24 protein-coding genes and 1 pseudogene are annotated in these 26,547 nt (G+C 60.4%); 14 read left to right on the top strand and 11 right to left on the bottom strand.

All coding sequences use genetic code 11. The features are described from left to right. Positions 1 to 136: 136 nt before the first annotated feature. Positions 137 to 2,278 carry a catalase HPII gene (gene katE, locus AOA60_RS21945; protein ID WP_099586198.1) on the top strand — a complete coding sequence of 714 codons (2,142 nt, stop codon included), beginning with the start codon at positions 137 to 139 and terminating at the stop codon, positions 2,276 to 2,278. A gap of 114 nt (positions 2,279 to 2,392) precedes the next feature. On the opposite strand, the gene AOA60_RS21950 is transcribed toward katE, so the two are convergent. The 4 genes from AOA60_RS21950 to AOA60_RS21965 are packed head-to-tail and all read right to left on the bottom strand — an operon-like array spanning position 2,393 to position 5,210. After that, positions 2,393 to 3,112 carry a PA5502 family lipoprotein gene (locus tag AOA60_RS21950; RefSeq protein ID WP_099586199.1) on the bottom strand — a complete coding sequence of 240 codons (720 nt, stop codon included), beginning with the start codon at positions 3,110 to 3,112 and terminating at the stop codon, positions 2,393 to 2,395. Between the two features lie 37 nt (positions 3,113 to 3,149). Next, positions 3,150 to 3,938 (bottom strand): zinc ABC transporter permease subunit ZnuB, encoded by a 789-nt coding sequence (gene znuB / locus AOA60_RS21955; protein ID WP_099586200.1) that lies wholly within the window; start codon positions 3,936 to 3,938, stop codon positions 3,150 to 3,152. After that, on the bottom strand, positions 3,931 to 4,716 hold the full coding sequence (gene znuC, locus AOA60_RS21960; protein WP_099586201.1) for a zinc ABC transporter ATP-binding protein ZnuC: 786 nt from the start codon (positions 4,714 to 4,716) through the stop codon (positions 3,931 to 3,933). Before znuC ends, znuB begins: the two co-directional genes overlap by 8 nt. Continuing rightward, positions 4,716 to 5,210 carry a Fur family transcriptional regulator gene (locus AOA60_RS21965; protein ID WP_174244849.1) on the bottom strand — a complete coding sequence of 165 codons (495 nt, stop codon included), beginning with the start codon at positions 5,208 to 5,210 and terminating at the stop codon, positions 4,716 to 4,718. Before AOA60_RS21965 ends, znuC begins: the two co-directional genes overlap by 1 nt. Before the next feature lie 46 nt (positions 5,211 to 5,256). Here AOA60_RS21965 and AOA60_RS21970 point away from each other — a divergent pair, with 46 nt between their 5' ends. Continuing rightward, positions 5,257 to 6,186 carry a zinc ABC transporter substrate-binding protein gene (locus AOA60_RS21970; protein ID WP_099586202.1) on the top strand — a complete coding sequence of 310 codons (930 nt, stop codon included), beginning with the start codon at positions 5,257 to 5,259 and terminating at the stop codon, positions 6,184 to 6,186. A gap of 47 nt (positions 6,187 to 6,233) precedes the next feature. Here the strand turns inward: AOA60_RS21970 and AOA60_RS21975 are convergent, their stop codons facing one another. Both AOA60_RS21975 and AOA60_RS21980 read right to left on the bottom strand, forming a co-directional pair. Next, complete coding sequence (locus AOA60_RS21975) at positions 6,234 to 7,187, bottom strand: homoserine kinase (protein ID WP_099586203.1); 954 nt, start codon at positions 7,185 to 7,187, stop codon at positions 6,234 to 6,236. A 56-nt stretch (positions 7,188 to 7,243) separates the two neighbouring features. Then, positions 7,244 to 7,534 (bottom strand): DUF2782 domain-containing protein, encoded by a 291-nt coding sequence (locus AOA60_RS21980; RefSeq protein WP_099586204.1) that lies wholly within the window; start codon positions 7,532 to 7,534, stop codon positions 7,244 to 7,246. 74 nt (positions 7,535 to 7,608) lie between these two features. Between AOA60_RS21980 and polA the strand changes: the two genes are divergently transcribed. Then, positions 7,609 to 10,386, top strand: a complete 2,778-nt coding sequence (polA, locus tag AOA60_RS21985; protein WP_099586205.1) for a DNA polymerase I — start codon at positions 7,609 to 7,611, stop codon at positions 10,384 to 10,386. Between the two features lie 282 nt (positions 10,387 to 10,668). Here the strand turns inward: polA and yihA are convergent, their stop codons facing one another. Further along, positions 10,669 to 11,310, bottom strand: coding sequence for a ribosome biogenesis GTP-binding protein YihA/YsxC (yihA, locus tag AOA60_RS21990; protein WP_042943980.1), 642 nt, complete (start codon positions 11,308 to 11,310; stop codon positions 10,669 to 10,671). A 225-nt stretch (positions 11,311 to 11,535) separates the two neighbouring features. On the opposite strand from yihA, the pseudogene AOA60_RS34180 reads away from it, so the two are divergent. From AOA60_RS34180 to AOA60_RS22020, 6 genes and pseudogenes are all read left to right on the top strand, one after another. After that, a pseudogene (locus AOA60_RS34180) lies at positions 11,536 to 11,724 on the top strand (c-type cytochrome). 33 nt (positions 11,725 to 11,757) lie between these two features. After that, positions 11,758 to 12,384 (top strand): cytochrome c, encoded by a 627-nt coding sequence (locus tag AOA60_RS22000; RefSeq protein WP_099586206.1) that lies wholly within the window; start codon positions 11,758 to 11,760, stop codon positions 12,382 to 12,384. Positions 12,385 to 12,552: 168 nt separating this feature from the next. Next, positions 12,553 to 13,188 (top strand): thiol:disulfide interchange protein DsbA, encoded by a 636-nt coding sequence (gene dsbA / locus AOA60_RS22005; RefSeq protein ID WP_099586207.1) that lies wholly within the window; start codon positions 12,553 to 12,555, stop codon positions 13,186 to 13,188. Positions 13,189 to 13,198: 10 nt separating this feature from the next. Next, a complete protein-coding gene (locus AOA60_RS22010) occupies positions 13,199 to 14,080 on the top strand; it encodes an endonuclease/exonuclease/phosphatase family protein (RefSeq protein ID WP_099586208.1) in 882 nt (293 codons plus the stop codon). Next, complete coding sequence (locus tag AOA60_RS22015; RefSeq protein ID WP_099586209.1) at positions 14,077 to 16,116, top strand: GGDEF domain-containing protein; 2,040 nt, start codon at positions 14,077 to 14,079, stop codon at positions 16,114 to 16,116. Before AOA60_RS22010 ends, AOA60_RS22015 begins: the two co-directional genes overlap by 4 nt. Before the next feature lie 88 nt (positions 16,117 to 16,204). Continuing rightward, positions 16,205 to 16,981 (top strand): N-acetylmuramoyl-L-alanine amidase, encoded by a 777-nt coding sequence (locus AOA60_RS22020; protein WP_099586210.1) that lies wholly within the window; start codon positions 16,205 to 16,207, stop codon positions 16,979 to 16,981. A 3-nt stretch (positions 16,982 to 16,984) separates the two neighbouring features. On the opposite strand, the gene AOA60_RS22025 is transcribed toward AOA60_RS22020, so the two are convergent. After that, positions 16,985 to 18,772, bottom strand: a complete 1,788-nt coding sequence (locus AOA60_RS22025) for an ATP-binding protein (RefSeq protein WP_099586211.1) — start codon at positions 18,770 to 18,772, stop codon at positions 16,985 to 16,987. A 10-nt stretch (positions 18,773 to 18,782) separates the two neighbouring features. Next, positions 18,783 to 20,129, bottom strand: coding sequence for a sigma-54-dependent response regulator transcription factor AlgB (gene algB / locus AOA60_RS22030; RefSeq protein WP_099586212.1), 1,347 nt, complete (start codon positions 20,127 to 20,129; stop codon positions 18,783 to 18,785). Positions 20,130 to 20,506: 377 nt separating this feature from the next. Here algB and AOA60_RS22035 point away from each other — a divergent pair, with 377 nt between their 5' ends. The 5 genes from AOA60_RS22035 (at position 20,507) to AOA60_RS22055 (ending at position 24,906) form a co-directional block, all read left to right on the top strand. After that, positions 20,507 to 20,803, top strand: coding sequence for a hypothetical protein (locus AOA60_RS22035; protein WP_099586251.1), 297 nt, complete (start codon positions 20,507 to 20,509; stop codon positions 20,801 to 20,803). Between the two features lie 80 nt (positions 20,804 to 20,883). Next, positions 20,884 to 21,048, top strand: coding sequence for a DUF1328 domain-containing protein (locus AOA60_RS22040; RefSeq protein WP_003170804.1), 165 nt, complete (start codon positions 20,884 to 20,886; stop codon positions 21,046 to 21,048). 2 nt (positions 21,049 to 21,050) lie between these two features. Beyond that, on the top strand, positions 21,051 to 21,518 hold the full coding sequence (locus tag AOA60_RS22045) for an inhibitor of vertebrate lysozyme family protein (RefSeq protein ID WP_099586213.1): 468 nt from the start codon (positions 21,051 to 21,053) through the stop codon (positions 21,516 to 21,518). A gap of 729 nt (positions 21,519 to 22,247) precedes the next feature. Beyond that, positions 22,248 to 23,579: a glutamate/aspartate:proton symporter GltP gene (gene gltP, locus AOA60_RS22050; RefSeq protein WP_099586214.1), complete on the top strand. Its 1,332-nt coding sequence runs from the start codon at positions 22,248 to 22,250 to the stop codon at positions 23,577 to 23,579. A gap of 97 nt (positions 23,580 to 23,676) precedes the next feature. Next, positions 23,677 to 24,906: a nucleoside recognition domain-containing protein gene (locus AOA60_RS22055; protein ID WP_099586215.1), complete on the top strand. Its 1,230-nt coding sequence runs from the start codon at positions 23,677 to 23,679 to the stop codon at positions 24,904 to 24,906. A 93-nt stretch (positions 24,907 to 24,999) separates the two neighbouring features. Here AOA60_RS22055 and AOA60_RS22060 read toward each other — a convergent pair whose 3' ends face one another. Then, positions 25,000 to 25,611, bottom strand: coding sequence for an ABC-type transport auxiliary lipoprotein family protein (locus AOA60_RS22060; RefSeq protein ID WP_099586216.1), 612 nt, complete (start codon positions 25,609 to 25,611; stop codon positions 25,000 to 25,002). Then, positions 25,608 to 26,546 carry an MlaD family protein gene (locus AOA60_RS22065; RefSeq protein ID WP_099586217.1) on the bottom strand — a complete coding sequence of 313 codons (939 nt, stop codon included), beginning with the start codon at positions 26,544 to 26,546 and terminating at the stop codon, positions 25,608 to 25,610. The genes AOA60_RS22060 and AOA60_RS22065 overlap by 4 nt, the downstream gene beginning before the upstream one ends. Position 26,547: the final 1 nt, after the last annotated feature.

The following is a 26,547-nucleotide window of genomic DNA, read 5'->3' on the forward strand; positions in this document are numbered from 1 at the left end:
AGGTCATAAAAAAGGAACGGCCCAAAACCCCGTCAGTCACTACTAAAGCAACTCGATTTCCCAGGTGCAGTGCCTGGGGTTTTGCTCAAACGAGCCGGGGACCGCTCTGGCCACTTTGAATAAGGAGTTTTGACTGATGAGTACCAACAAGCCAGCCACCCCGCCGAAGAGTGAACTTGCGGGCACCGACACCCTGGACCGTGGCAACACCAACGCCAAATTGCAAAGCCTGGAACAGTTTCGCTCAGACGCCACCGGCCAAGCCTTGCGCACCAACCAGGGCGTGAAGATTTCCGACAACCAGAACAGCTTGAAGGTCGGCGCGCGCGGGCCTTCGCTGCTGGAAGACTTCATCATGCGTGAAAAAATCACGCACTTTGACCATGAGCGTATCCCCGAGCGCATCGTGCATGCTCGCGGCACAGGCGCCCATGGCTATTTCCAATCCTACGAGAACCATTCGGCGCTGACCAAAGCTGGTTTCCTACGCGACCCAGGGCATAAAACCCCGGTATTCGTGCGCTTTTCCACCGTGCAAGGGCCGCGAGGTTCCGGCGATACGGTGCGTGACGTGCGCGGTTTTGCGGTGAAGTTCTTTACTGATGAAGGCAACTTCGACCTGGTGGGCAACAACATGCCCGTGTTCTTCATTCAGGACGCGATCAAGTTTCCGGACTTCGTGCACGCGGTCAAACCTGAGCCGCACAACGAGATTCCTACCGGCGGCTCGGCCCACGATACCTTTTGGGATTTCGTCTCGCTGCAGCCGGAGTCGGCGCACATGGTGATCTGGGCCATGTCCGACCGTGCGATTCCAAAAAGCCTACGGAGCATGCAGGGCTTCGGCGTGCACACCTTTCGCTTTATTAATGCGAAGGGTGAGTCCAATTTCGTCAAGTTCCACTGGCGCCCTACGGTCGGCACCTGCTCCCTGGTGTGGGATGAGGCGCAAAAGCTGGCGGGTAAAGACACCGACTATCACCGTCGCGACCTGTGGGAGTCCATTGAAGGCGGCGACTATCCCGAGTGGGAGCTGGGTGTTCAGGTGATTCCGGAAGACAAGGAGCATGCCTTCGACTTTGACATCCTCGACCCCACCAAGCTGATTCCCGAAGAGCTGGTGCCGATTACGCCACTGGGCAAGATGGTGCTCAACCGCAACCCGGATAACTTCTTTGCCGAGGTCGAGCAGGTTGCGTTCTGTCCAGGCCATATCGTGCCGGGGATCGACTTTTCCAACGATCCGTTGCTGCAAGGTCGTCTGTTTTCCTACACCGATACGCAGATCAGCCGACTCGGTGGCCCGAACTTTCACGAACTGCCCATTAACCGGCCGGTGGCGCCGTTTCACAATGGCCAGCGCGATGCCATGCACCGCATCACGGTTGATAAGGGCCGTGCTGCCTACGAGCCGAATTCGATTGATGGCGGTTGGCCGAAAGAAACCCCGCCTGCGGCGCAGGACGGCGGCTTTGAGTCGTATCACGAGCGCATCGATGCCCATAAAGTGCGTGAGCGCAGCGAGTCGTTCGGTGATCACTTCTCCCAGGCGCGTCTGTTTTTCCACAGCATGAGCAAGCACGAGCAGGAGCACATCATCGCGGCCTACAGCTTTGAGCTGGGCAAGGTAGAGCGTGAGTTCATTCGTGCGCGGCAGGTTAACGAGATTCTGGCCAATATTGACTTGGAACTGGCTAAGCGCGTGGCGCAGAACCTGGGTTTGCCGGCGCCGAAAAAAGGCACTGTGCCGCAGCGCGAGTCGTCGTTGGCGCGCTCTCCTGCGTTGAGTCAGGCCAACTTGCTGTCGGGTGATATCAAGACGCGCAAAGTGGCGATCCTGGCTGCCAACGGGGTTGATGGTGCGGCGATTGATGCGTTGAAAAAGGCGCTGGAAGCTGAAGGCGCGCAGGCCAAGGTCCTGGGGCCGACATCGGCACCGGTGACCACGGCGGATGGCAAGCAACTGCCGGTGGATGCTTCCATGGAAGGGTTGCCGTCGGTGGCCTTTGACGCGGTGTTCGTGCCGGGTGGTAAAGACTCGGTCAAGGCGTTGAGCGGAGATGGCGTGGCGTTGCACTACCTGCTGGAGGCGTACAAGCATTTGAAGGCGATTGCTGTCGCCAGTGATGTGAAGCCGTTGTTGGACCAGCTCAAGCTTGAAGCGGATGCGGGGCTGATCGTTGGCTCGGATGCAAAAGCGTTCAAGGCGTTTTTTGCCGCGATTGCCCAGCATCGGGTTTGGGATCGTGAGCCGAAGGCTAAAGCTATTCCGGCTTAAGTTTTTGGTTGGTTGTTAGATTGCTATCGGGGGCAAGCCCCCTCCCACATTTGAATGTATTCACAGTTCAATTGTGGGAGGGGGGTGCGACGATTCGACTTGCCCCCGATGGCTTCACTCCGCCTTGCGCGGAATCAAAACCACCTGCGCCGGAATGTTCTTCAGAATCTGCCGGTGAATCTTCAGTTCATACGCCGAATCAATGCGCTTCACCCGTTTGGTCAGCAGCGTGGCCAACCACGGGTAATCTTCGGTGCGCGGCGCCTGGATGCTCACGTCACACTGGTAATTCACCACGTCGGTGGCGATTGCGTCCAACTGATGGCGCAGCTCTTCGATATTGGTGAGGTTCAAGGCCACCGTGGTGCTGGGCGCTGCCGGGTCGATGACCTTGGCGGCGGGTTTGGCTTCGGCGGCTTTGAGGGCCTCTTCGGCTTTATCCAGTTCGACCTTGCGGGCGTGGGTGATGGCGCTGTTGACGCCGCCGGTCAGGGCCGGTGCCTTGGGCATCAGCGCGCGGGCGCGGCTCAGGGCGGTGGCGGCGGCGTTGACGTCACCTTTTTGCAGCACGATCTGGCTGCGCTGCAGGTAGGCTTCGGCCAATTGGCGCTGGTAAGGCTCCAGCGTCGGGTCGTTGGGCGACTGGGCCTGTAGCGTGGCCAACTGGTCTTCGGCAGTGGCAAGCTCGCTGCTGGCGAGGTTTTGCTCCAGCTGCGCGATGGCGGCAGCACGCGGGTCCGTGGCCTCGGGGGCGGCGGGCGGTGTGCTTTGACAGGCGCCCAGCAGCAGGGAAAATGCGGCAAGGAGCAGATAACGGGAGGTGAACAGCTTCATTCCTGCGACTCTCTATTTGCGCAAAAAGCGAGCAAGTCTACACCCCTCGACGGGGCAGGACAAAACTCAGCAGAAACAGGGCGGCCGCCGCGACCACAATCGACGGCCCAGCCGGCGTGTCCTTGAACCAGGACAGCGCCAAGCCCCCGCACACTGCCAGCATCCCCAGCAGGCTGGCGCCAATTGCCATCTGCTCGGGTGAGCGGGCGTGGCGTTGGGCGGCGGCAGCGGGAATGATCAGCAGCGACGTGATCAACAATACGCCGACAATCTTCATCGCGACAGCGATCACCACGGCGATCAACAGCATCAGGGCCATGCGCAACCCCGACACGGGCAGGCCTTCGACCCTGGCCAATTCTTCGTGCACCGTGATTGCCAGCAGCGGGCGCCACAGGGCAACCAGCAGCACCAGCACGGCTGCACTGCCGCCGAGGATCCAGGCAAGATCGGTGGGGCTGATGGCCAACAGATCGCCGAACAGATAGGCCATCAGGTCGATGCGCACTTCATGCATGAAGCTCAGTACTACCAGGCCCAGGGACAGCGTGCTCGGCGCAAGGATGCCCAGCAGGGTGTCCGAGGCCAGTGGCTGGCGCTGTTGCAGGGTCACCAGCAGTACCGCCAGCAGCAGGCAGCCTACAGTCACGGCGATGGTCGGGCTCACATCCAGCAAGAAGCCCATGGCCACGCCCAGCAACGCGGCGTGGGACAAGGTGTCGCCAAAATACGCCATGCGCCGCCAGACCACGAACGAGCCCAGTGGGCCTGCCACCAGCGCCAGAGCCAATCCTGCCAGCAGGGCGTAAAGCAGAAAATCAGCCATGCTTGCAGCCATCTCCATGAACGTGGGTGTGGGGCGTCGCGCTATCGTCCACGACTGCGCCATGCAGATCATGGGCGTGGTCGTGATGGTGGTGGTAGATCGCCAGGCTCTGGGCGTTCTTGCCGAACAACTCGACGAACGCCGGGTCGCCGCTGACCTGTTCCGGGTGGCCGGAACAGCACACGTGGCGGTTGAGGCATACCACCTGGTCGGTGGTGCTCATCACCAAGTGCAGATCATGGGAGACCATCAGCACGCCGCAGCCATGGCGGTCGCGCAGGCGGGTGATCAGGCTGTACAGCTCGGCTTGGCCGGCGACATCAACGCCCTGTACGGGCTCATCCAGCACCAGCAGCTCAGGCTCGCGCAACAGGGCGCGGGCCAGCAGCACGCGCTGCATTTCGCCGCCGGAGATGCTTTGCACGGGGCTGTCGATCACCTGTTCGGCACCGACTTCCTTGAGTGCAGCTTGTGCGCGGACGCGATCTACGCCGGGCACCAGGCGCAGGAAGCGCAGCACGGAGAGCGGCAAGGTTGGATCGACGTGCAGTTTCTGCGGCATGTAGCCGACGCGCAGCTTGGGCTTGCGCCACACGCTGCCGGTGTCGGGCTTGAGCAGGCCAAGCACGGCACGCACCAAGGTGGTCTTGCCAGCGCCATTCGGGCCGATCAGGGTAACGATCTGCCCCGGCTCCACGCTCAGTGCGATGTTATCCAGCACATTTTGCCCGGCGAACGTGACCCCAACCTGCTCCAGGCGGATTAACGCGTTGCTCATCAAGCCCCCTGGCAGCCCGAGCACAGGCCGACCACTTCGACCGTTTGCCCCTCGACCTTGAACCCGACGTCGGCGGAGCTTTTGATAATCGCGTCACTGATGCTTTTTTGTTCAAGCTCGATGGCGGCGTGGCACTCGCGGCAGATCAGGAACTGGCCCTGGTGCGCGTGTTCCGGGTGGTTGCAGCCAACAAAGGCGTTGAGCGAGGCGATGCGGTGCACCAGGCCGTTTTCCAGCAGGAAATCCAGCGCGCGGTACACGGTGGGCGGCGCGGCGCGGCGGCCGTCCTGCTCGCTGAGCACGCCCAGGATGTCGTAGGCGCCCAGCGGCTTATGGCTCTGCCACACCAGTTCCAGCACCCGGCGACGCAAGGCGGTAAGGCGCAGGCCCTTCTGCGCACAGAGAGTGTCGGCTTCCGACAGCGCAGTGTGCACGCAGTGAGAGTGGTCGTGGGGACGGCTGGCAAGCGGTGTTTTAGGCATGAGCGGCGACAGACATTTGATAGAGACGTTATTATGTTACCCGTTCCTACGCCATTGAGTGGTCATCGTGTCCCGACTTTTTCCCGTTTTTGTCGTTTTTATCACCAGTTTGTTTATCACAGGCCCAGTTCAGGCCGAGGTCCGGGTACTCACCAGCATCAAGCCACTGCAACTGATTGCCACGGCTGTGCAGGACGGTGTGGCTGTTCCGGAGGTGCTGTTGCCGCCCGGTGCATCGCCGCATAACTTCGCGTTGCGCCCATCCGACGTACGGCGTGTGCAGTCGGTGGATCTGCTGTATTGGATCGGGCCGGATATGGAGAGTTTTCTGCCTCGCGTGCTGAAAGGTCGCACAGCGACCACGGTAGCGGTGCAAGATCTTCCGGGAATGAAATTGCGTCGTTTCGGCGAAGATAGCCATTCCCACGCCGACGATGCCGACGAACATGACCACGATCACCGCCCAGGCAGTCTGGATGCGCATTTGTGGTTGTCCACGGTGAATGCGCGGGTGATCGCGGCGCGCATGGCCGCGGACCTGAGCGCAGTCGACCCGCAGAATGCGGAGCGTTATCAGAGCAACGCACGAGCCTTCGAGGGTCGATTGGACGCGTTGGATGCCCGACTGAAAAAGCGTATGGCGGGCATCGCTGGCAAGCCTTACTTCGTGTTCCATGAAGCCTTTGATTACTTCGAAGAAGCTTACGGCTTGAAGCACGCGGGTGTATTCAGCGTCGCGGCCGAAGTGCAGCCAGGCGCCCAGCATGTGGCGGCAATGCGCACGCGATTGCAGGAAGTGGGCAAGACGTGTGTGTTCAGCGAGCCGCCGTTGCGCCCGCGTTTGGCCGAGACGCTGGTGGCTGGGCTGCCGGTGAAGCTGGCGGAATTGGATGCGTTGGGCGGGTACACCCCGGCGACAGCTCAGGGTTATGAGCAGGTGCTGGATAAGCTGGGGAATGATTTGGCTGGGTGCCTGGAATCGCTGTAACCCACAGCGCAGATCAAATGTGGGAGGGGGCAAGCCCCTCCACATTTTTAGAGCGCGAACGGCAGTTGGACAGTGACCTGTTGGCGTTGCGCCAGCCGATGCTCAAACTCCGCAGGGTCATGAATCAGCACATCCTGTCCGGCAAACGACTCTGCGGCAATCAGGCGTGACAGCCAGAACCGCACGCATGCCACGCGCAGCATCGTCGGCCACAACTCGGCTTCCTTCGCGGTAAACGGCCGCAGTCCAGCGTAAGCGCCCAACAATGCACGAGCGCGTTGCCCGTCGATGACGCCATCGGCATCCGAACACCAGTCATTCAGGGCGATGGCCACGTCGTAGAGCATCGGGCCCGAGCAGGCGTTGTAGAAGTCGATCAGGCCCGTCAGGTGAGTGCCTTCGAACATCGCGTTATCACGGAATAAGTCGGCGTGGACGTTGGCGCGTGGCAGGGCGAGGATGTGCGCTTTGTGCGCCGCGATCTCATCCAATGCATCTTGCAGCAGGCGCTGCTGTGCGTCATTCAGGTGCGAAATCAACTGCGCGCCTTCGCTGAGCATCCAGTCCAGGCCGCGATCGGTCTTGCGCTCCAGCACCTTTTCGCCTTGGGTCGCCAGGTGCAGGTGGCCAAGCAACTCCCCCACCTGGGCGCAATGTTGCGCGTTGGCTTCCTTGATGTGCTTGCCGGCCAGGCGCGGTTGCAGCAGCGCCGGTTTGCCTTTGAGTTCGCGCAATGCCAGACCGTCGGTGGTGCGCAGGGCGTAAGGCACGGGCAGGTCGGCGTCGTGGAGCACGTCGAGCAGCTCGATGAAGAACGGCATCTCGGCGACAGGGCCGCGCTCAACCAGGGTCAGCACGAACTCGCCCTGTTCCAGGCTGATAAAGAAATTGGTGTTTTCGCTACCAGCGGCGATCCCCTGGAAATCAAGCAGGCGGCCGAGCCCGTAAGGGGCGAGAAAGGTTTCCAGCTCGGGCCGAGCCAGGGGGGTGAACACAGACATGGTTAAAACTGCCAGTACGGGCGCCGCAGGGTGCGGCGCCAATTGAAATTAAGAAATCATTTCCATTCGAAGATCTTCCATGACGGGATCAGCATATCCGGCTGGTCAGAGCGGATGAAGTTCGCGTCGGTTCCGTCCGCACGCACCAGGAAATACGGTGGAGCCCCCTTCGGGGTGACCTTGATGGCGTACAGGAAACCATTTTGGCGGTATTCCTGGATGGTCTTGTCGCCTTCCGTGCGAATGGTCACTTCCGGATCGCCCGAAGGCGCATTGTCTGCCGCCAAGGCAGCCATCGGAGCGAGTGCAATCAAGCCAGTCAACAGCAGGCGATTGAATGTACGCATGATAACCTTGTCCCTTTGTTTTCATTGGTCCGGCTATTCTAGCGCCTGACCCGCCGAAAAGGTTGATCCTGCTCATGAGCCAAGCGCCCCTCGTCCTGGTGGACGGTTCTTCTTACCTGTACCGCGCCTTCCACGCGCTGCCACCGCTGACCACTTCCAAAGGCCTGCCGACCGGTGCGGTCAAGGGCGTGTTGAACATGCTCAAAAGCCTGCGCAAACAGTACCCGGACAGCCCGTTCGCCGTGGTATTCGACGCCAAGGGCGGGACTTTTCGCGATGACATGTACGCCGAATACAAGGCCAACCGCCCAAGCATGCCCGATGACATGCGCGTGCAGATCGAGCCCCTGCACCAGAGTGTGATCGCCCTGGGCTTTCCGTTGCTGTGCGTCGAAGGCGTCGAGGCCGATGACGTGATCGGCACCCTGGCCCGCAGCAGCGCGGCCGCTGACCGTCCGGTGGTGATCTCCACCGGCGACAAGGACATGGCGCAACTGGTCGACGGGCACATTACCTTGGTCAACACCATGACCGGTAGCGCCATGGACGTGGACGGCGTAAAGGAGAAATTTGGCGTCGCTCCGGAGCAGATCATCGACTATCTGGCATTGATGGGTGATTCATCCGACAACATTCCAGGCGTTCCGGGCATCGGTCCCAAGACCGCTTCCGGCTTGCTGGTGGGTGTGAATGGCGGCCTCAAAGAGCTTTATGAACAGTTGGATATTGTGCCGACCCTGCCGATCCGCGGCGCCAAGACGCTGCCTGCCAAGCTTGAAGAGCACCGGGAGATGGCGTTCCTTTCGTACCAGTTGGCGACGATCAAGATCGATGTGCCATTGGACGTAGGCCTGAGCGATTTGCACCTGATTGAACCGGACCGCGAGAAGCTGCTGGAGCTGTACACGCTGCTGGAGTTCAAGAGCTGGATTGATGAGATCCAGCGCGATGCCAAGCGAGTTGAGCTGAAGGCGGCGCCCGTTGTTGAGGCAGCCGTTGAGCTCGCAGCGCCGGTAGAAACGTCCTACACCACGATTCTCGACCAAGCCACGTTCGATCTGTGGCTGAAGAAGCTCAACGACGCGAAGTTGTTCGCGTTCGACACCGAAACCACCGGAATCGACGCCCAGCAGGCGCAGTTGGTTGGTGTTTCCTTCGCCGTGCAGCCTCATGAGGCGGCCTATATTCCGCTGACCCACTCCTACATCGGTGCGCCGGAACAGCTTGATCGTGACGCCGTACTGCTGGCGTTGAAGCCGTTACTGGAAGATCCGGCCAAGCTGAAGGTCGGCCAGCACGCCAAGTTCGACATGAACATCCTGGCCAACTGCGCCATCGGCGGCGATCCGGCAAATGGCATCACTGTGCGCGGCATCGCCTTCGACACAATGCTTGAATCCTACGTGTTGAACTCCACCGCGACGCGCCATGATATGGACAGTCTGGCCAAGAAGTACCTGGACCACGACACCGTCAGCTTCCAGGACATCGCCGGCAAAGGCGCCAAGCAGCTGACGTTCGACCAGATCGCGCTTGAGCAGGCCGGCCCCTATGCGGCCGAGGATGCGGATGTGACCTTGCGGTTGCACCAGGCGCTGCACGCGCAGTTGGCTGCTATCCCGAGCCTGGCCAGTGTGCTGACGGACATCGAAATCCCTCTGGTGCCGGTGCTGGCGCGTATCGAACGCCAGGGCGCCTTGGTGGATGCCCAGTTGCTTGGCGTTCAGAGCATCGAGTTGGGCAACAAGATGGTAGAGCTGGAGCGCCAGGCATTCGAGATCGCCGGTGAGGAATTCAACCTGGGCTCGCCCAAGCAGCTCGGGGCGATTCTCTATGAAAAGCTGGGCCTGCCGGTACTGAAGAAGACGGGCAAGGGGCAGGCGTCTACTGCCGAAGAAGTGCTGGCCAAGCTGGCCGAAGATGATTACCCGCTGCCCAAGGTACTGATGCAGTACCGCAGCATGAGCAAGCTGAAAAGCACCTACACCGACCGCCTGCCCGAGCAGATCAACCCGCGCACCGGGCGGGTTCACACCTCTTATCACCAGGCCGTGGCGGCGACCGGGCGCTTGTCTTCCAGTGACCCGAACCTGCAGAACATCCCTGTGCGTACCGCCGAAGGGCGGCGGATTCGTCAGGCATTCGTGGCGCCAAAGGGCTACAAACTGCTGGCGGCGGACTATTCGCAGATCGAGCTGCGGATCATGGCGCACTTGTCCAAGGACGAGGGCTTGATGAATGCGTTCCGCAACGATCTGGACGTGCACACCGCCACGGCGGCCGAGGTGTTTAAGGTTGAATTGACTGAGGTCACGTCTAATCAGCGTCGCAGCGCCAAGGCGATCAACTTCGGCCTGATCTACGGCATGGGCGCGCAAAAACTCGGCAAGGACATCGGCGTCGATACCAAGACGGCCAAGGCCTATATCGACGTGTACTTTGCCCGCTACCCTGGCGTTCGCGAGTACATGGAGCGCACCCGCGCCCAGGCTGCCGACCAAGGTTATGTAGAAACCTTCTTCGGTCGCCGGCTGTATCTGCCGGATATCAATTCCAATAAGCCTCAGGAGCGCGCAGCCGCAGAACGCACGGCGATCAACGCGCCGATGCAGGGCACTGCGGCGGACATCATCAAGAAAGCCATGGTGCTGGTGGACAACTGGCTGACCGACTCGGGCCTGGATGCCAAGGTGATCCTGCAGGTACACGACGAATTGGTGCTGGAGGTGCGAGAGGATCTGGTCGCGCAAGTCAGCGAGAAGATTCGCGAACACATGAGCGCGGCAGCACAGTTGGATGTGCCGTTGGTTGTCGACGTGGGCGTGGGCGATAATTGGGACGAAGCCCACTGATATCGGGCATTTGCCACCGCCGACGGTGGTGGCAGAGTGCTTTAGTTCAGAAGTCGCCGTGGGTTATTTCCAATAGTTTTTTGATCCTGTCGGAACTTAACCCGTGAACTGCTACTCAGAGTTACTGAATGGGTGGTGAAGCCCTTCAATGCTCCTATGTTGTGTTAAGTGTTGGCAGATATCTGGACCCCGCCCTAGCGGTCCAGTACTTGAACCCCGAACTTCCCCTCCCCATACGAAGTCCGGGGTTTTTTTTGCCCCCAAGAAAGTGAATCGCGAAAGTTACTCCGCGATTTCCGCGCCCTTGTCGGCCAATTCCATCCAGCCGGCCAGCACGGTGTAGGCGTCTTCCAGGCCCATGCGCTTAGGCGCCGAGAACAGCTGGATGGTGATCGCATCGCCCCAACCCTTGCGGATTTCTGACTGCACTTTGAGCAGCGTGTTCTTGGCGGCGCCGTAGGTCAGCTTGTCGGCCTTGGTCAGCAGGATATGCATCGGCATGCCGCTGGCGACGGCCCAGTCGAGCATTAGCAGGTCGAAATCGGTCATTGGATGACGGATGTCCATCATCAGAATCAATCCCTTCAAACTCTCCCGGCCACCCAGGTAAGCCTCAAGGTGACGCTGCCAGTGCAGCTTCAGCGGGATAGGTACTTTTGCATAACCGTAGCCGGGCAGGTCGACCAGACGCCGATCATCGTCTAGCTTGAAGAAATTGAGCAGTTGCGTGCGACCCGGAGTTTTAGAGGTGCGCGCGAGGCTGGCGTGGGTCAGGGTATTCAGCGCGCTGGACTTACCGGCGTTGGAACGGCCGGCAAAGGCGACTTCAAAGCCCTCGTCATCGGGGCATTGGTCCACTTTGGCGGCGCTGAGCATGAAGGTGGACTGTTGGCACAGGCCGAGGATGGGATTCTTGAGTTGCATGAGATTTCCGATGTGGGCGGTGCCGAGAAAGGGTGCGGCAAGCGGTGTCGTTTCCGTTTCAGTAGCGCCAGTATATAATGCCGCAGATTTTGTGTGTGCTTTGTCCCAGCGAAGGATGAGGTACACGGGAGCGAAAGACCTTTATTGCGCATTAGAACGCAAAACGCTCTCAAACCCTGAAAAGGTCGATGTATGACCTGATGGTTGCTCGCTTTTGGTGCCCTGATGCCGCTTTAAGGCGCTCAGGCTACACAGGAACCGGAAGCGCTGTACAACCGAGTTTGCGTGGCTACGCTGATGCAACACGTGACCCAGGGTTTCAAGGCAATGCCGCCGCGTGGTTTGTGCATGGACTGCAGTACTGAGGATTACCAGGCCGTCATTGAGTTGGCGGTGAGTAAACCCGGTAGATAACTCTTAAACCCTTAGCCGTAGTTGGATTAGCTGATGAACAAACTGATCGTGAGTCTGCTGTTGACCATGGGCATCACTGGCGCTGCCGTCGCTGCAGAGGGCCCCCTTAAAGGTGATGCCGCTGCCGGTCAGGCGAAAGCCGCCGTATGTGGTGCTTGCCACGGGCCGGATGGCAACAGCCCGGCGCCGAACTTCCCCAAACTGGCGGGCCAGGGTGAACGCTACCTGACCAAACAACTGCACGACATCAAGGACGGCAAGCGAACGGTGCTGGAAATGACCGGCCTGCTGGCGAACTCCAGCGATCAGGACCTGGCAGACATTGCGGCGTATTTTGCCAAGCAGAAAGGCAGTGTGGGAGCTGCCGATCCCAAGTTGGTTGCCCGCGGCGAGAAGCTGTTCCGCGGTGGCAATCTGGATAAAGGTCTTCCTGCCTGCACCGGCTGCCACTCACCGAATGGCGCTGGTCTTGAGGCTGCGGCCTTTCCACACTTGAGTGGCCAGCACGCTCAATACATTGCCAAGCAACTGACGGATTTCCGCAAGGAAGAAGGCGGCCGGGCAAACGATGGCGACGCAATGATCATGCGCACCATCGCCCGCAAGCTGAGCGACGAAGACATCGCAGCCCTGTCCAGTTACATCCAGGGCCTGCACTAAGCGCCTTCAACGTTAACGCTCGATTAATCGCGCGATGCAAGCATAAAAAGGGTGGCCCAGGCCGCCCTTTTTTGTGGCCGGTGCCGTTACACTAACGAACTCATGCCCGCGTAGACCTGTCACACCTAAAGGTCGCGTGAGGCGACTTTATTTGTCCAGGAGTAAAGCATGCGTAATCTGATCCTCAGCGCCGCTCTCGTCACTGCCAGCCTCTTCGGCATAACCGCGCAAGCTGCCGACGTGCCGCTTGAAGCCGGTAAAACCTACGTTGAATTGACCAACCCAGTGCTTGTCTCGGTGCCGGGCAAGATCGAAGTGGTAGAGCTGTTCTGGTACGGCTGCCCGCATTGCTACGCGTTTGAGCCAACCATCAACCCATGGGTTGAAAAACTGCCGAAAGACGTGAACTTCAAGCGCATCCCGGCCATGTTCGGCGGCCCATGGGATGCCCACGGCCAACTGTTCCTGACCCTCGAAGCCATGGGTGTGGAGCACAAGGTCCACAACGCGGTATTCAATGCGATCCAGAAAGAAGGCAAGCGCCTGACCAAGCCAGACGAAATGGCTGACTTCGTTGCGACCCAAGGTGTCGACAAGGACAAGTTCCTGGCCACCTTCAATTCGTTCGCCATCCAGGGCCAGATCAAACAGGCCAAGGAGCTGGCGCAGAAGTACGGCGTGCAAGGCGTGCCGACCATGATCGTCAACGGCAAGTACCGTTTCGACCTGGGCACCACTGGCGGTCCTGAAAATACCCTCAACGTTGCCGACCAGCTGATCGCCAAAGAGCGCGCAGCCAAGTAAGGGGCTTCCCATGCGCCGCTGGGGTACCACCGAACGTGTCGTTGGCCTGCATGACCCGCAGGTCAATGAACATCATCTGGAATCGACAGGCTTGCCGGCAGACAATCGTCTGCGCCTGCTCAGTTTCAATATCCAGGTGGGTAACAGTACCGAGAAGTACCGGCACTACCTCACCCGTGGCTGGCAGCACTTGCTGCCCCACAACGGGCGGGCCGGTAACCTGCAGAAGATCGGCGACCTGCTGAATGATTTCGACCTGGTCGCCCTGCAGGAAGCCGACGGCGGCAGCATACGCTCGGGCTACATCAATCAGGTGGAGCATCTGGCCCACCTTGGTGCTTTCCCCTACTGGTATCAGCAACTCAATCGCAACTTGGGGCGCCTGGCGCAGCACAGCAATGGTGTGCTCAGCCGCTTGAAACCAACTGCGATCGAAGACCATCCGTTGCCGGGCCCCAAGGGGCGTGGCGCGATCCTCGTGCGTTTTGGCGAAGGACCTGAAGCCTTGGTGGTGGTGATGATGCACCTGGCACTTGGCGGGCGCACGCGCAACCTGCAGTTGGCTTACGTGCGCGAGTTGATTGGCAAATACAAGCACCAGGTACTGATGGGGGATATGAACACCCACGCCAACGACCTGCTGCAGAATTCCCCGTTGCGCGACCTCGGGCTGCTGGCGCCGCAAGTCGAGGCCACGTTTCCCAGTTGGCGCCCGCAGCGCTGTCTTGACCATATTCTGCTCAGCCCGAGCCTCACACTGGAACGTGTGCAGGTGCTGGCGCAGCCGATTTCCGATCACCTGCCGGTCGCGGTAGAGATTCGTCTGCCGGGTTCGCTCACGGCTGATGCGTTACCCGCATTGAGCCCAGGCACCAGCGGACCCCTTGCATGAGCGACGACGCCCAGCGCTGGAAAGAAAAATACCTGTTAAGCATCGAGCAACAAGAAAAGCTCGAACGCCGTTGGGCTGCCCGTCTCGACCTGCTGCGCCGTGGGCTGGTGCGCAGCACGCTGGCGGCGGAGGGTACCGACCGCGCCGTTGACCAATGCATGAAGGAAATGCGCGATGTGGTGCGCACCGACGACATGGACGCCGCCCTCGCCGCCTTGCTGCCGCGCCTGGAAAAGGCCGTGCTGGACTCGGAGCAACGCCGCGAAACCCGTGTCGATCAGATCAGCACCGCGCTGACGTCGCTGGTCACGCAATTGCAAAAGCTGCCGTTGCCCCGTGAGGTGGCACGTCCGCTGAAGACCTTTGCCAAGCAGTTGGACGGCCGCGTCAGCCAGGCCCGTGAGATTCCTCTGTTGCTCAGCGAGTTGAGCGGCTTGCAAGGGCAGGCGCTGAATAACCTGGAGCCGGACGGTGAGACCACGCGTCCTGGGCCAGGTTTGTTGCAGCGTTTGTTTGGGGCCAAGGAGGCCACGAGCGAAGCGGTAGCCGGCGAGCCCGTTGCCAGCCCATCGCCGCCGCCCGTTGTATCCAAGCCCTGCGCTGAGCCTCAGGAGCCCGAAGAATCCGAGGAACTGACGCAAGCCTTGCGGGCCTTTGCGCCACCGTCTCAGGAACCGCTGGCTGCTCAGCCCGAGCCTGCCAAGGCCACCAGTGAAACCTTCGTGTATGAGGCGCCTGCGCAGCGGGCCGAAGAGGCTGCGCCTGTGGCCCAAGCGTCAGCTCCAGATGAGCCAGTGCCACAGGATCAAGAGCCCGCTACCGAAAGTGCTCTCGCCGCCTTTATCGAGACACCACCGGTTGCGGTAGAGACGCCGGAGGAGACCGTCATCGGCAGCCTCTCGCTCCCGCCTGTGCTGGAGACCGAAGAGCCGGACCCCGACGAGCTGCAGTCGGACGGCCCCTATTCTCTACCGGACTCACCCGAGCCGTCCTACAGCTCCGTGGCCAAGCATATTGAAGACACCCTGCTCGGCCTGCTGGAAGAGCTGTCCCTGCCCGAGCGCCATCAGCCACAAGCCGAAGCCATGCGCGAGCGCCTGGCCCACGGGTTGAACTGGTACGAACTGCTGCCGATCCTTGATGACCTGGCGGTGCTGATGCTGGCGATCACCGACAGCGGCCAGCACGAGTTCGAGGCCTACCTGAAACAGCTCAACGAGCGTCTCGAAGCCTTCCAGGGCCATCTGCAGGTGGCCAGTGACGGCCATGCTGACAGCCACTCCGCCGCCAGGGAGCTGGACACGCAGATTCGCGAGCAGGTCGACGGCCTGCAAAGCAGCGTGCAGGAAGCTGCGGATCTGGACAGCCTCAAGCACGTGCTGGAAAGCCATCTTGAAGGTTTGCTCGGCACCATGGACGAGCACCAGCAGCAGCGTGACCAGCGTGAGCAGGAAGTCACGGCGCGCTTGAAAGGGCTGGCCGAGCGGGTTGCCAATATGGAGCAGGAAGCCCAGGGCTATCGTGAGCACCTTGAGGTGCAGCGCCAGAAAGCCCTGATCGATCCGCTCACCGGCTTGCCCAACCGCGCCGCCTGGAGCGAACGCCTTGATCAGGAGGTCAATGCCTGGCACCAGCACGGCAATAGCCTGTCGCTGGCGATGCTGGATCTTGACCACTTCAAGCGTATCAACGATGGCTACGGCCACCTGGCCGGCGACAAGGTGTTGAAGATCATCGCCAATGTGCTGCGCAAGCGCCTGCGGCCCAACGACTTTATCGCGCGGTTTGGCGGTGAAGAGTTTGTGTTGCTGATGCCTGATTCATCCCTGTCGGACGCCTTGGGCGTGGGTGAAGTGCTGCGTGCCGCCATTGAGGCATGCCCGTTCCACTTCAAAGGCGAGCCGGTGACCATCACGGTATCCATGGGGGTGGCGCAGTTCCAGCCGGGTGAGCGCAGTGACCTGGCGCTCAAGCGTGCGGATGAGGCGCTGTATCGGGCCAAGGCGGCGGGGCGTAATCAGGTGCAGGCGGCGTAAAAGATGTTCCATTTTGTAATTTGACCGTCTGACCACGGACGGTACGTTACACTGTTGCATTATCGTCTTCAGCGTACCGCCTACCGCCATGAAATCCCTGTACTTCGCCTTTGTGTTTCTCCTGCTCGCCGGCTGCGCCAGCGGTCCCCGCCTGGACACCAGCCACCCTTCGGCGAACCACGACAACCGTGTGCAGTTCGTGGTCGTCCACTACACCTCCACCAATCTTGAGCGATCCCTGGCCTTGCTGACCCATGGCGAGGTCAGCGCGCATTACCTGATCGGCGACGACGCCTCCGCTACCATCTACAAGCTGGTGGACGAAAGCCAGCGCGCCTGGCACGCGGGAGAAAGCGAGTGGATGGGGCGTACGTGGCTCAATTCCAGCTCCATCGGGATCGAAATTGTAAACCCTGGCTACAAGGACACGCCCACAGGCCGCCTGTGGTACCCGTACTCCGAGGCCCAGGTGAAATCGCTGGTGGTGTTGCTCAAGGACATCAGCAAGCGCAATGGCATCGATCCCAAGAACATCATCGGTCACAGCGATATAGCACCGCTGCGCAAACTGGATCCGGGGCCGTTGTTCCCCTGGAAGCGCCTGGCAGATGAGGGTCTGGGTGTATGGCCGGATGCCCAGGCCGTTGCGCGTTTCCAGGTGCAATATGCTGCGCAACTGCCGAGCATTGCCTGGTTTCAGGAAGAGCTGGCGCTGCTGGGTTATCCGACGCCCCAGACCGGCGAACTGGATGTCGCAACGCGCCACGTGATCGCGGCGTTCCAGATGCGTTTCCGGCCTTCCCTGTTCGTCGGTGAGCCGGATGCCGAAAGTGCCGCCATCCTGCGTGTCCTCAACCGGCGCTAAGTTTTAAAGCGGCAACGCCATGTAGAACTGTGTGCCCTGCCCCGGCCGCGAATACACGCCCATGCGGCCGCCGTGCAATTGCACGATCTCTTTGCACAGCGCGAGCCCCAGGCCGGCGCCGCCCTTCTTGCGGCCCACCTGGACGAAGGGTTCGAAAATGCGCCCTTGCTGGCCATACGCGATGCCTTCGCCGTTGTCTTCGACACTGATGATGACCCGCTCGCCATGGCGCCGCGCCTGCAGATGAATCTGCCCGCCGTCGGCGGTGTGGCGCAAGGCATTGCCCAGCAGGTTGTCGAGCACGCGCTCCAGTTGCGCCTGGTCGGCATACAGCCGCGGCAGGCCGGATTGGACTTCTACCAGTAACTCGATCCGCTGCGCGTTGGCGGGCTCCACAAAGCGTGCACGAGCATGTTCGAGCAGATCGGTCACGTCGCACGGCCCCAGGGTAAGTTTCTGCAGGCCGTTCTGGTAACGCGAAAAGTTGAGCAAGTCGTTGATCAACTGCATCAGGCGCTGCATTTCTTCATTGACCGTATCCAGCAGGTCCGCTTCGCGGGACTCCGCCGGAAACTTCGCACGTTCGCGGAACAGGCCGAATGCCATGTGCATACCGGTCACCGGCGTGCGCAGTTCATGAGAGGCGCGCAGGACGAATTCGCTGCGTACCCGTTCGAAGGCGCGCTGTTCGGTGACGTCGTGCAGCACCATCACGGCGCCGAGGATATGCCCTTCGGTATGGCTGACCGGTGTGAGGCTGTAGGTCAGCAGGCGCAGCTCGCCCTCGACTTCCACTTCCAGATCGTCCGGCGCCCGCTCCAGGTTGCCGCCGCGCAGCACCAGTTGTAGCTGCTCATCCAGCTCCGGGCGCATCAGCGCTTCGCCAAGGCCTTGGCCGAGGCGTTCCTCGTCCCAGCCCAACTGGCGCTGCGCGACGGGGTTGAGGTGCTCCAAGCGGCCTTGGCGGTCAATCATCAGCAGGCCATCGTCGATGCTGTCGAGCACGGCTTGCAGGCGCTGCTGGCCGGCCAGCAGTTCGTCAACATTGGTCGCCTGATGCTGGCGCACCGCTTCGGCCATGAGACCGAAGCGGCGGGTCAGCAAGTTCATTTCTGCCGCTGAAGAGATCGGCAGCGTGACTTCGAAATCGCCTTGGCCGATCTTGTCCGCCGCTTTGGCCAGCGCTTCAATCGGTCCGCCAAACCGCCGGGCGATACCGTGAGCCGTGACAAATCCGATGATCAGCACCGCAAGCCCCACCAACCCCAGCAAACCCGCGACCAACAAGGCGCGCTCGCGGGATTTGTGCTCGCTGGCGCTGATGTTTTCCAGCGCTTGTTTATGTTCTGCAATCAGCCCGTTGCGCAGCACATTGAAGGTTTCGGTGAGTTTTTGCTTGCTGTCTGGCGGCGGCGACGCTTGCTGGGATTGGTCGAACGCTTCAAGCAAGTCTTGGTACTGGCGGCGCGCCTGGCTGAAACCGTTGCCACGGCCATCGCGCTGCTCGTGGGCGATTCCTTCGTCCAGCAAGTCGAAGTAACGCTTTTTGGAGGTTTGCAGCGCCTCGGGGTCGGGGCGTTGTTCCAGCATCATGATCAACTGGTCGCCCAGGCTCTGGCGCAGTTTCAGGCCCAGATCCAGGGTGACGAAGTTGCTGCGAATCAGCGATTCCTGGGTCTTGGCCATCTGCATCACGCTGACGAGGCCCAGGATCAGGCCCAGCAAGGCGACGGTGATCAGCGCCGAGATGCTCAGGAACAGCCGAGTGCGCAGCTTCATCGCTAGCTTCATAGGGTGCAGCTCACAGGTTGTACTGTTTGCGTTTGCGGTACAGGGTCGACGCGTCGATGCCGAGGGTACGTGCCGCCTGGTCCAGGGTGTCGCTGGTGGCCAGGACTGCGCCGATATGGGCTTTTTCCAGCTCGTCCAGGCTCAACGCCGCACCAATGCGCGGGGCGTTGTTGGTCGGTTGCTCGGCCATGCCGAGGTGGACGACCTCGACCTTTTCCTGCGGGCAGATGATGCTCGCGCGTTCCACCACGTTGCGCAGCTCACGGATGTTGCCGGGCCAGCGATAGTTGAGCAGCGCTTCACGCGCTTGATCACTGAAACCCCGCGCCGGGCGGGCGTATTCCTTGACGAAGCGCGCCAGGAAGCGGTCGGCCAGCGTCAGGATGTCTTCACTGCGCTCACGCAGCGGTGGCAGATGCAGGGTGATGACGTTGAGGCGGTACAGCAAGTCTTCACGGAAACGCCCGTCGCGCACCATGTCTTCCAGGTTCAGGTTGGTGGCGGCGAGGATGCGCACGTCGGCGCGACGGGTCACCGGGTCGCCCACGCGCTCGTATTCCTTGTCCTGAATGAAACGGAGCAACTTGGGTTGCAACGTGAGGGGAAAGTCGCCGATCTCATCAAGAAACAGCGTGCCGCCGTCGGCCTGGTTGACCCGGCCCAAGGTGCTCTCACTGGCGCCGGTGAAGGCGCCACGGCTATGACCGAACAGCTCGCTTTCCATCAGTTCGGCCGTCAGCGACGGGCAGTTGATGGTCACGCAGGATTTCTTTGCGCGCTTGCTCCAGCCGTGAATGGCGCGGGCCAGTTCACCTTTACCGGTGCCGGACTCGCCGAGGATAAGGATGTTGGCGTCGGTCCCGGCCACTTGGCGCGCAGTTTCGAGCACGACCATCATCGATGGGCTATGGGAGTCGAGGCCGTCCTTGGGCTGGCGCACCGCGCCTTCCAATGCCTCTAGGCGTGCGGAGAGCTGGCGCACTTCCAACTGCTTAGCCGTAGCGAGGCGCAGTTGATCGGGGCTGCAAGGCTTGACCAGGTAATCAGCGGCGCCGGCCTGGATCGCGTCCACGGCGGTGTCGACAGCGGAATGAGCGGTGACAATCACCACGCGCATCCACGGCGCCTGGATGCGCATTTGGGCCAGCACGTCCAAGCCGTTGTCTTCGCCAAGGCGCAGGTCCAGGAAGCACAGGTCGAACACCTGGCGTTGCATCAGGGCATCGGCCTGGGCGGCGCTGTTGGCGGTGGCGACGGTGTAGCCTTCATCTTCCAGGCAATAACGGAAGGTGCGGAGGATCGCGGACTCGTCATCCACTAAAAGAATGCGGCCTTGAAGTTCCTTGGCTGATTCCATCTGTCCCGCGCTCCTTAACTATGAGTGATGGTGCTTAGTCCCGGAATAATCGGGCAAGTTGCATGGTTTATTCTGATTGATAAAAGGCATTGCCGTGCAGGTATCTGCTTCTCTTCCTACAAAGCCCCGCCTAGTGGCGTTTTCATGCCGTCTTGCCACTTCGGCAACCTCACCGTCGCTTTCGATCCTTTGATCCGACTGCTGGTCATCGTGCATTTCGCACGGCCCTTCGGAGGGCATCGTGCAGGATGCTGCATCCGAGTCAAACGCTTATTGCGTAACTTGCTGATTTTATTGATTTTTATTTTGATAAAAAGCTGGCATGCGCTCTGCAATACCTCTCCCAACGAATAATCAGAATGCGGGAGAACATCAGCATGACTCGCCAAACCCTCAGCCAAATGCGTGTATCGCCGCTGCGCTTGCAGCAAGGCATGTTTGCCAGCTTGGCCGTGATGGTCACGCTGATTGCCGGCCAGCAGATGCAGCATTGGCAGCAGAGTCAGCAACAAGTCCCGCAGTTCGAACGTCCGGTAACGACCCAGACCCATTTCAGTTCCATTGGCAGCCGTACCGTCGGTAGTGCTGCTGATGTAACCGCACCCCAATTGAGAGTGGCTGACCAGGATTCGACCCTGGGCGAGCTGCCAACCCAAGAGCGCTGGGTGTTCTAGGCAACAAATGCGGTCGTTTGTGTTGAACGTCCGTACGGTATCACCGCTGTTACCTCTATCGAAGCGTAAGGAGAATCACCATGTTGAGTTGGGCAATCACATTTCTGATCATCGCCATTGTGGCTGCAGTTCTGGGCTTCGGTGGTATCGCGGGCACCGCCACGGGGATCGCCAAGATCCTGTTCGTAGTCTTTCTGGTGATGTTCATCGCTTCGTTCTTCTTTGGTCGTCGCGGCCGAGGCTGAATATGACCACTCTGTGCTTTAAAGCCATGGCTGCCGCCCTGATCTTGGGCGGCAGCGGCCTGGCGATGGCCGCCAATGACGGCCAATCCCGGGCCAACCAATTGCTGACCGCGGACCCGCAGTACCGCGAGACTTGGCAAGACGTGGTGAAAAAAGAAGAACGCCTGCCGGAATGGGTGATGAATCTGTCGGGCACGGCCGAGCAGATGAATGCCGTGGAAGAGGGGGGTGACCAGTATTTGGTCGGGCCGCTTTGTGAAACCGCAGAGACCTGCAAGAGCAAGCGCTTGATCGTCGCCTTCAGCCTCGACAAGGAAGATGCCTACGCCATGTTGGTTGAAGTCCCCGCCGGTCTGCCGGCAGACAAATCGCCAACGCGTCACGCCGACTACCGCTTTATCGGTAAGCCGGATGAAGGCATGCAGAAGCTGCTGATGGAGCAGTTGAAGAAAGATCCGAATTGGTACTAGGTGCCGTCTGACGGCGTTAGTCGTCAACGGGGCCAGCATCCATAGGAAGAAGCAAGCACGCTTCTTTCTGTTTGTGCCGCTCCCCAAGGGCGGTGCATGACCAAGGGGCCGGGTTGCTCTGATCAAATGAGATCGGCGTGACCTACGGGTACAGGGAGTACCTGCGCAAGGGCCGGGTCAGGCGAAAAGCTGCGACGCAGGTTCACAAGCTGAAGGCTTGCTGAACTTGCGGCGGGCTTATGACGCTCATCCATGCCTTTTATGCCACCCATAGCCGCTAATTTTCTTTTTGCTCGTTTCCAACCATTACTTGGTATGTCGAGACGACCATCTATCGAGAAAGTTTTGTTGGGTCTATAGGACAATTCTTACGCAATCCCACCGAATTCCCCGGCATTCCTGCCAATGCACCAAACACGTGCAGAATCTCTGCGCGAGCCTGAATTGGCCGGTTCACGGCATATTCACCTGACAAAATGTCGCATTTGAACTGACCGTTCGGACAGTTATTATGAAAAAAAGTCATGCCGATTCGGCATAGGGTAGGCGTTTACGGCATTAGACGTCGCTCCGTTGCGTCGGAATAGTTGCGCCTTTTTTCGCCTGCCAGTAAGCCATTTCGGCCACGCTGCGGTGACCTTTCATGGAGGCAGATGCACACACTTTTTCGCTTTCGAGCGGTCCAGCTGGCGCATTTGCCTTAAGTTCACTTGAAGTAAGGGTAATGACATGAAGAAGGCAAAGCTAAGCCTCGCCTGGCAGATCCTCATCGGGTTGGTGCTGGGGATTGCAATCGGTGCAGTGCTCAACCATTTCAGTGCTGAAAAGGCCTGGTGGATCAGCAACGTATTGCAGCCGGCGGGCGATATCTTTATCCGCCTGATCAAGATGATCGTGATCCCGATTGTGATTTCCTCGCTGATCGTCGGCATTGCCGGTGTCGGTGACGCGAAAAAGCTCGGCCGCATCGGCGTCAAAACCATCCTTTACTTCGAAGTTGTCACCACCATCGCCATTGTGGTCGGCCTGTTGCTGGCCAACCTGTTTCACCCGGGCGCGGGCATCGACATGAGCACCCTGGGTACGGTGGATATCTCCAAGTACCAGGCGACCGCCGCCGAAGTGCAGCATGAGCATGCGTTCATCGAAACCATCCTCAACCTGATCCCGTCGAACATCTTCGCCGCCGTCGCCCGTGGCGAAATGCTGCCGATCATCTTCTTCTCGGTGCTGTTCGGCCTGGGCCTGTCGAGTCTCAAACCGGAGCTGCGCGAGCCGCTGGTGACCATGTTCCAGGGCGTGTCCGAGAGCATGTTCAAAGTCACCCACATGATCATGAAGTACGCGCCAATCGGCGTATTCGCACTGATCGCGGTGACGGTGGCCAACTTCGGCTTCGCCTCCTTGCTGCCGCTGGCCAAGCTGGTGATCCTGGTTTACGTCGCCATCCTGTTCTTCGCTTTTGCAGTATTGGGCCTGATCGCCCGTCTGTTCGGCTTCTCGATCCTCAAGCTGATGCGCATCTTCAAGGATGAGCTGGTACTGGCCTACTCCACCGCCAGCTCTGAAACCGTGCTGCCGCGTGTGATCGAGAAGATGGAAGCCTACGGCGCGCCGAAAGCGATCTGCAGCTTCGTGGTGCCGACCGGTTACTCGTTCAACCTCGACGGTTCGACCCTGTACCAGAGCATCGCGGCAATCTTTATCGCCCAGCTGTATGGCATCGACCTGTCGATCGGCCAGCAGCTGATGCTGGTGCTGACCCTGATGGTCACCTCCAAAGGCATCGCCGGCGTGCCGGGCGTGTCCTTTGTGGTACTGCTGGCCACCTTGGGCAGCGTCGGTATTCCGCTGGAAGGCCTGGCGTTCATCGCCGGTGTGGACCGCATCATGGACATGGCGCGTACCGCCCTCAACGTGATCGGTAACGCGCTGGCGGTATTGGTCATCTCCCGTTGGGAAGGCATGTACGACGACGCCAAGGGCGAGCGCTACTGGAACTCGCTGCCACACTGGCGCACCAAGCAAGCCCTGCCGACGGCCCAAGCCACTCGCGGCTGATCGTAGGACAGCTTGAAGACAAACCCCGGTAAATCCGGGGTTTGTCGTTTCTGCCAGCCCCGCTATCATTCGCCCCATCTTTCGGGGGATTCAACTGATGCTCAATGGCCTGTGGCTTGGCTTTTTTGTCGTGGCAATGGTGTCAGCACTGGCGCAATGGCTGGTGGGCGGTAACGCCGGGATTTTTGCAGCGATGGTCGAAAGCATTTTCGCCATGGCCAAGCTGTCGGTGGAAGTGATGGTGCTGCTGTTCGGCACCCTGACGCTGTGGCTGGGCTTCTTGCGCATTGCCGAGAAGGCCGGGATTGTCGATTGGCTGGCCAAGGCCCTTGGCCCGCTGTTCCGCCGCCTGATGCCGGAAGTGCCCGCCGGCCACCCGGCCATCGGTTTGATCACCCTCAACTTCGCCGCCAACGGCCTGGGCCTGGACAATGCCGCGACGCCTATCGGCCTGAAGGCCATGAAGGCGTTGCAGGAACTCAACCCCATCCCCAGCACGGCGAGTAACGCGCAGATCCTCTTCCTGGTGCTCAACGCCTCGTCGCTGACGCTGCTGCCGGTGACCATCTTTATGTACCGCGCCCAGCAAGGCGCTGCCGACCCGACGCTGGTGTTCCTGCCGATCCTGTTGGCCACCAGCGCGTCCACCCTGGTGGGCCTGCTTTCGGTGGCGGTGATGCAGCGCCTGCGGCTGTGGGACCCGGTGGTGCTGGCTTACCTGATTCCGGGTGCGCTGGTGCTGGGTGGCTTTATGGCGTTACTGGCAACCCTGTCCGCCACCGCGCTGGCCGGTTTGTCGTCGATCCTCGGCAATCTCACATTGTTTGGCCTGATCATGCTGTTCCTGGTGATCGGTGCGCTGCGCAAGGTGAAGGTGTACGAAGCGTTTGTCGAAGGCGCCAAAGAAGGCTTCGACGTGGCCAGGAACCTGCTGCCTTACTTGGTCGCGATGCTCTGTGCCGTCGGCGTGCTGCGTGCTTCGGGAGCCCTTGAGTTCGGCCTGGAAGGCATTCGCCACGTGGTGGCATGGACCGGCATGGACACGCGCTTCGTCGATGCGTTGCCGACCGCGATGGTCAAGCCGTTCTCCGGCAGCGCCGCGCGGGCAATGCTGATCGAGACCATGCAAACCCAGGGCGTGGACAGCTTCCCGGCACTGGTCGCGGCGACGATCCAGGGCAGTACGGAAACCACCTTTTATGTGTTGGCGGTGTACTTCGGTTCGGTGGGCATTCAGCGGGCGCGGCATGCGGTGGGGTGTGCGTTGCTGGCGGAGTTTGCCGGTGTCGTGGCGGCGATTGCGGTGTGCTACTGGTTCTTTGGTTAAGGTTTAGAGTGCTAACGGGGGCAAGCCCCCTCCCACATGTTGATCTGTGAACACATTCAAAATGTGGGAGGGGGCTTGCCCCCGATGAGGCCCTCAGCGTTTCGCAACACCGCTGCCCTGCTGCACCACCCAGTCCACCACCTGCTTATTCAGCTGATCCCCCGCCAACCCAAACCCTGCCACCACCGCCGGTACTTTGATGTCAGTCACCGGCTGGCGCACTTCAAAGCGCCGGCTGGCAATGATCCGCTGATCACTCCCCCGCACCAAGCGTGCGTCGAGGCGGATCATCACCTCCACCGCGCTGCCCCGGTACTCGCTCTGAAACGCCTGCAATTGCCCGCCCAGCTCATAGTCGGCCTGCAGATTGGTGTCGTCGGTGCTCAACAGCGTCACCCGGCCATCACGCTGGAAGCCGTCCAGCAGGCGATTACGCAACAGCACCGGCGCGGGGTCGCTCCAGCGCGAGTTGGCGTAGCTGCTGATCAGGTCGCCATTGGGCACCACGGCGATGCGTGGGCTGTCGAGGAACTCGCTGGTTTGTGGTTTGCTCAGCCGTAGCGACCAGCTCACCGGCGTGCTTTGGGTCGTCGCCTGGGCCGAGGCCAGGCGGTACACGTCCGACGGGTCGGCCTTGGGCAGGATCGAGCAGGCGCTCACCAGTGCCAGCGCCACAGGCGCGATCATTTGATAAGCACGCTTCATGGCGTGAACTCCTTGTTCTTGTCACTGCCCAGCAGGTAACCGCTGGGATTGGCTTCCAGGCGGCGGGAGATGGCGCGCAGCGAACCGAGGGTTTCGCGCAGTTCGCGCACGGCCGGCGCCAGTTCGTTGAGGCCCTGCATGCCGCTGTTCACCGAGTCCTTGTTATTGGTCAGCAAGGTATTGATGGTGGCGGTGCTTTGCTCCAGGGATTTCATCGCCTGTTCGGCACTGCCGAAGGCTTGCTTGCCTTGATCATTGAGCAAACCATTGGCATTGCGCATCAGCACGGTGGTCTGCTCCAGCGCCGCGCTGGCCTGTTTGCTCACCTGCATCAGTTGTTGCATCACCACTTTGATGTCGCCGCGCTGGTCGGCAATGGCGCCGGTGGTTTGCTGCAGGTTGTCCAGGGTTTTGCTCAAACGCTCGACGTTCTCCGAGGAGAACATGTTGTTGGCGTTGTGCAGCAGCACGTTGATACCGGTCATCAAGTCATTGCTGTTATTGAGCAACCGCGCGATGGGCGATGGCGAGGCGATAATCTGCGGCAGGTTGCCGTCCTTGCCCTTGAGCACCGCACTTTGGGGCGTGCCGCCGCTGAGCTGGATGATCGACGTACCGGTGATGCCGGTCAGCGCGAGTTTGGCCTGGGTGTCCTCCTTGATCGGCGTCTGCCCGGCCAAGCGGATACGTGCGAGTACGCGGCGCGGGTCGTTGGGGTCCAGGCTCAGGCTGATCACGTCGCCCACCTTGATCCCGCTGTATTGCACCGAGCTGCCCTGGGACAGGCCGCTGACCGCTTCGTTGAAGATCACTTCGTAATCCTGGAAGGCGCTGTCGACGCTGGATTTGGCCAGCCACAGGCCAAACAGCATCGCGCCGACCACTACGATCACGCTGAACAGTCCGATCATCACATGATGGGCTCGGGTTTCCATG

This window comes from Pseudomonas sp. 2822-17 (assembly GCF_002742485.1).
Lineage (GTDB): Bacteria > Pseudomonadota > Gammaproteobacteria > Pseudomonadales > Pseudomonadaceae > Aquipseudomonas > Aquipseudomonas cyclaminis.

Coding starts and splice junctions, on each gene's coding strand:
- yihA (WP_042943980.1), bottom strand. CDS start 11,310: ATGCAACTCAAGAATCCCATCCTCGGCCTGTGCCAACAGTCCACCTTC.
- algB (WP_099586212.1), bottom strand. CDS start 20,129: ATGGAATCAGCCAAGGAACTTCAAGGCCGCATTCTTTTAGTGGATGAC.
- gltP (WP_099586214.1), top strand. CDS start 22,248: ATGAAGAAGGCAAAGCTAAGCCTCGCCTGGCAGATCCTCATCGGGTTG.
- AOA60_RS22055 (WP_099586215.1), top strand. CDS start 23,677: ATGCTCAATGGCCTGTGGCTTGGCTTTTTTGTCGTGGCAATGGTGTCA.
- AOA60_RS22045 (WP_099586213.1), top strand. CDS start 21,051: ATGACCACTCTGTGCTTTAAAGCCATGGCTGCCGCCCTGATCTTGGGC.
- AOA60_RS21950 (WP_099586199.1), bottom strand. CDS start 3,112: ATGAAGCTGTTCACCTCCCGTTATCTGCTCCTTGCCGCATTTTCCCTG.
- AOA60_RS22010 (WP_099586208.1), top strand. CDS start 13,199: ATGCGCCGCTGGGGTACCACCGAACGTGTCGTTGGCCTGCATGACCCG.
- katE (WP_099586198.1), top strand. CDS start 137: ATGAGTACCAACAAGCCAGCCACCCCGCCGAAGAGTGAACTTGCGGGC.
- dsbA (WP_099586207.1), top strand. CDS start 12,553: ATGCGTAATCTGATCCTCAGCGCCGCTCTCGTCACTGCCAGCCTCTTC.
- AOA60_RS22035 (WP_099586251.1), top strand. CDS start 20,507: ATGACTCGCCAAACCCTCAGCCAAATGCGTGTATCGCCGCTGCGCTTG.
- AOA60_RS21980 (WP_099586204.1), bottom strand. CDS start 7,534: ATGCGTACATTCAATCGCCTGCTGTTGACTGGCTTGATTGCACTCGCT.
- AOA60_RS22065 (WP_099586217.1), bottom strand. CDS start 26,546: ATGGAAACCCGAGCCCATCATGTGATGATCGGACTGTTCAGCGTGATC.
- AOA60_RS22020 (WP_099586210.1), top strand. CDS start 16,205: ATGAAATCCCTGTACTTCGCCTTTGTGTTTCTCCTGCTCGCCGGCTGC.
- AOA60_RS22000 (WP_099586206.1), top strand. CDS start 11,758: ATGAACAAACTGATCGTGAGTCTGCTGTTGACCATGGGCATCACTGGC.
- AOA60_RS22015 (WP_099586209.1), top strand. CDS start 14,077: ATGAGCGACGACGCCCAGCGCTGGAAAGAAAAATACCTGTTAAGCATC.
- AOA60_RS22025 (WP_099586211.1), bottom strand. CDS start 18,772: ATGAAGCTAGCGATGAAGCTGCGCACTCGGCTGTTCCTGAGCATCTCG.
- AOA60_RS22060 (WP_099586216.1), bottom strand. CDS start 25,611: ATGAAGCGTGCTTATCAAATGATCGCGCCTGTGGCGCTGGCACTGGTG.
- znuC (WP_099586201.1), bottom strand. CDS start 4,716: ATGAGCAACGCGTTAATCCGCCTGGAGCAGGTTGGGGTCACGTTCGCC.
- AOA60_RS22040 (WP_003170804.1), top strand. CDS start 20,884: ATGTTGAGTTGGGCAATCACATTTCTGATCATCGCCATTGTGGCTGCA.
- znuB (WP_099586200.1), bottom strand. CDS start 3,938: ATGGCTGATTTTCTGCTTTACGCCCTGCTGGCAGGATTGGCTCTGGCG.
- AOA60_RS21975 (WP_099586203.1), bottom strand. CDS start 7,187: ATGTCTGTGTTCACCCCCCTGGCTCGGCCCGAGCTGGAAACCTTTCTC.
- polA (WP_099586205.1), top strand. CDS start 7,609: ATGAGCCAAGCGCCCCTCGTCCTGGTGGACGGTTCTTCTTACCTGTAC.